The sequence below is a fragment of the Rathayibacter rhapontici genome (assembly GCF_001995175.1).
Taxonomy (GTDB): Bacteria; Actinomycetota; Actinomycetes; order Actinomycetales; family Microbacteriaceae; genus Rathayibacter.
The window spans coordinates 1-3,644 of the sequence record NZ_MUKN01000112.1 but is presented as its reverse complement, the minus strand read 5'-3'; the positions used below and the strand labels follow the sequence as shown (position 1 = coordinate 3,644).

The following is a 3,644-nucleotide window of genomic DNA, read 5'->3' as shown; positions in this document are numbered from 1 at the left end:
ATCGGCTCCTCGGAAGTCGTCGTACTCGAGCTCGACTACGACCACTCCTGCGCACTCGACGTCGTCGCCCGTCCTCGGGCCCGTCCATCCTCCAGAAGTTGCGGGAAGCGCGCGCCGTTACCGCAACTCCTGCGGAACGGCGAGCCCGCACCGCCCCGCGCCCGCCGCGGCAGGATGGACGCATGCGCAGCGTCGAACTCCTGCTCGATCCCGAGTCCGAAACGCGCGTCCGCAGCCAGTGGGAGGCGCTCGAGGCCGCCGGGATCCCGAGCCTCGCCCTGCACCGCTCCGACAGCAACCGCCCCCACATCACGCTCGTCGCCGGCCCCGAGCTGCCCTGCCCGGCGACCGGCGCCCTCGGTCCGCTCCCCGCGAGCGTCGACCTCGGCGCCGTCCTGCTCTTCCCGCACGCGGGCCGCTTCGTGCTCGCCTGGGGCGCCGTCCGCTCGCCCGCCCTCGACGCGCTGCACCGGCGCACCGTCGCCGCGGTCCCCGGAGGCGTCCCCACCTCGCTCCCGGAGTCGTGGACACCGCACGTGAGCGTCTCGCGCCGCCTCCGCGCCGAGCATCTCGCCCGGGCCGTCCCGCTGCTGGGCGAGCCGTTCACGGTCGGTCTCGCAGGGGTGCGCTTCTGGGACGGCGACACGAGGACCATCACCGAGCTCTGACTCCTCCCCAGCCGCGCCTCCCGAGAGCTCTCCCCAGCCTCGGTGGGACCCGGAGCGCCGTCGGAGGCGGCGGGTAGAGTTCCCCGGGTGACAGAGACCACCGCGACCGCCCTCCCGCTCGCCGAGCAGCCCGGTTCTCCGACGCCCGCGCAGGCGATCCTCGAGAAGGTCTTCGGCTACTCCTCCTTCCGCGGCGAGCAGGAGCAGATCGTCGAGCAGGTCATCGGAGGCGGCGACGCGGTCGTCCTGATGCCCACCGGCGGCGGCAAGTCGCTCTGCTACCAGATCCCCTCGATCGTGCGCGAGGGCACCGGAGTGGTCGTCTCGCCCCTCATCGCCCTCATGCAGGACCAGGTCGACGCCCTGCGCGCCAACGGCGTCCGGGCCGAGTTCCTCAACTCCACCCAGGACCCGGGCGAGCGCGCCCGCGTCGAGCGCGCCTACCTCGACGGCGAGCTCGACCTGCTCTACGTCGCCCCCGAGCGCCTCGGCAACGAGGGCATGAAGCAGTTCCTCGCCCGCGGCCGCATCGCGCTCTTCGCGATCGACGAGGCGCACTGCGTGAGCCAGTGGGGGCACGACTTCCGGCCCGACTACCTCGCCCTCGGCGAGCTGGCCGAGCGCTGGCCCGACGTCCCGCGCATCGCGCTCACCGCCACGGCGACCGAGGCGACGCACCGCGAGATCACCACGCGCCTGCACATGGGCGAGGCCCGGCACTTCGTCTCGAGCTTCGACCGGCCCAACATCCAGTACCGGATCGTCAACAAGGTCGAGCCGCGCAAGCAGCTGATCGACTTCCTCCGCCGCGAGCACGCGGACGACGCGGGCATCGTCTACGCCCTGTCGCGCAAGAGCGTCGAGGCCACCGCCGAGGCGCTGCGCAACGCGGGCTTCGACGCGGTGGCGTACCACGCCGGTCTCGACTCCCGCGTGCGCGCCGCCGCGCAGTCGCGCTTCCTCCGCGAGGAGGGCGTGATCGTCTGCGCCACGATCGCGTTCGGCATGGGCATCGACAAGCCCGACGTCCGCTTCGTCGCGCACATCGACCTGCCCAAGTCGGTCGAGGGCTACTACCAGGAGACGGGCCGCGCCGGCCGCGACGGACTCCCGTCCACCGCGTGGCTCGCCTACGGCCTGCAGGACGTCGTGCAGCAGCGCCGCATGATCGACGAGTCGCCGGGCGATCTCGCCCACCGCCGGCGGATGTCCGCCCACCTCGACGCGATGCTGGCGCTGTCCGAGACCGTGCAGTGCCGCCGCGTGAACCTGCTCGCCTACTTCGGCCAGGAGAGCACGGCCTGCGGCAACTGCGACACCTGCCTCGAGCCCCCCGCCTCGTGGGACGGCACGGTCGCCGCGCAGAAGTTCCTCTCGACCGTCGTGCGGCTCAAGCGCGAGCGCAACCAGCAGTTCGGGGCCGGCCACGTCATCGACATCCTCCGCGGCAAGACCACCCCGCGCACCACCCAGCACGGTCACGACGCGCTGTCGACCTGGGGCATCGGTGCCGACCTGAGCGACACCCAGTGGCGCGGAGTCGCGCGCCAGCTGCTCGCGCAGGGGCTGCTCGGCGTGAACGACGACGGCTTCGGCACGCTCGTCATCACTCCGGCGTCCGGCTCCGTCCTCGGCGGCGAGCGGAAGGTCGAGCTGCGGCAGGAGCCCGAGAAGCCCGCCCGCTCGAGCGGGTCGTCCCGCTCCGGGCGCTCGACCGTGTCCGACCTGCCGACCGAGGCGCAGCCGCTGTTCGAGCGGCTCCGCGAGTGGCGGGCCGCGCAGGCCCGCGCCCAGTCGGTGCCCGCCTACATCGTCTTCAACGACGCCACCCTCCGCGAGATCGCGACCGCCGAGCCCGCCACGATCGATGCGCTCAGCATCATCGGCGGTGTCGGTCAGAAGAAGCTCGTGACCTACGGAGCCGCGGTGCTCGCCGTCGTCGCCGGCGAGACCCCCGAGATCGCCGAGCCCGACGCGAACCAGGAGGAGCCCGCTCCCCGGCGCCCCGCCCGCTCGGGTGCCGCCCGCTCCGGCGGTGCAGGCGCGGCGAAGGGCGCACGCCCCGCGTTCGGCGGCGGTGCGTCCGAGCGCACCTCGGGCCCGCCCGTCTCCTCCGCCCCGCCCGAGGACGACTGGGTGCCGCCGGACGAGCCCGACTGGGAGCCGGGCTGGGACAGCTACTGAGCGCCGATCAGTCCGTGCTGACCGTCACCATCCAGATGCCGATCACGGTGGCGGCGAACGACAGCACCGTCCCGGCGATCGGCACCCAGAACGCGATCCGCCGCCGCATCAGCAGCACGATCGACGCGACGACCGCGGCGAGCATCCCGATCCAGACCCCGCCCGCCGCGATCAGGACGCCCCAGTTCAGCAGGGTGAAGTCGCAGTCGTCGCGGCCCATGCAGCCGTCGCTCGCCATGCCCGAGAACAGGCCGACGTAGGTCAGCAGCAGCGTCGCGCAGACCTCGGCCAGGAGCAGCACGATCGTGAGGACGAGGTCCCACACCCGCGCCGGTCGCCGGGACACCACGGCCGACGGAGCCGGCACCCCGCTCACGTCCCCGTCCCGGCCATCGCCATCCCCGCGCCGACGATGGTGGCGACGACCGACAGGACCGTGCCCGCGATCGGCACCCAGAACGCGATCCTCCGCTGGATCAGCAGCACGATCGACACCACCAGCGCCACGAGCATCCCGATCCAGACGCCGCCCGCAGCGACGAGCACTCCGCTGCCGATCAGCCCGGAGTCGCAGTCGTTGCCACCCATGCAGGCATCGCTCGCCATCGCGAGGAACAGCCCGAAGTACGACAGCAGCGCGGTCAGCACGAACTCGCCCGCGAGCAGCACGATCGTGAGCACCAGATCCCAGACCCGCACCGGCCGCCGGGCGCGCGCCGCGGTCCAGGGCGTCCCCGGTCCCGCCGGTCGCTGATGGACGACCGCGGCGGGCGCAGGGCGCTCCGGCTCGCG

General features: G+C 73.1%; 4 protein-coding genes. 2 read left to right on the top strand and 2 right to left on the bottom strand.

What is annotated here, in order from left to right; genetic code table 11:
• Nucleotides 1-182: 182 nt before the first annotated feature.
• Together B0T42_RS18790 and recQ are read left to right on the top strand one after the other, a co-directional pair.
• Nucleotides 183-668, top strand: coding sequence for a 2'-5' RNA ligase family protein (locus B0T42_RS18790; protein ID WP_077224488.1), 486 nt, complete (start codon nucleotides 183-185; stop codon nucleotides 666-668).
• Between the two features lie 87 nt (nucleotides 669-755).
• Entirely contained in the window at nucleotides 756-2,852 is a 2,097-nt protein-coding gene (gene recQ, locus B0T42_RS18785; RefSeq protein WP_173892359.1) for a DNA helicase RecQ, read from the top strand.
• Nucleotides 2,853-2,859: 7 nt separating this feature from the next.
• Here recQ and B0T42_RS18780 read toward each other — a convergent pair whose 3' ends face one another.
• Entirely contained in the window at nucleotides 2,860-3,228 is a 369-nt protein-coding gene (locus B0T42_RS18780; protein ID WP_139344597.1) for a hypothetical protein, read from the bottom strand.
• A partial coding sequence (locus B0T42_RS18775) for a DUF6264 family protein (RefSeq protein ID WP_077224485.1) occupies nucleotides 3,225-3,644 on the bottom strand: 420 nt, incomplete at its 5' end. The genes B0T42_RS18775 and B0T42_RS18780, both read right to left, overlap by 4 nt.

Coding starts and splice junctions, on each gene's coding strand:
- B0T42_RS18790 (WP_077224488.1), top strand. CDS start 183: ATGCGCAGCGTCGAACTCCTGCTCGATCCCGAGTCCGAAACGCGCGTC.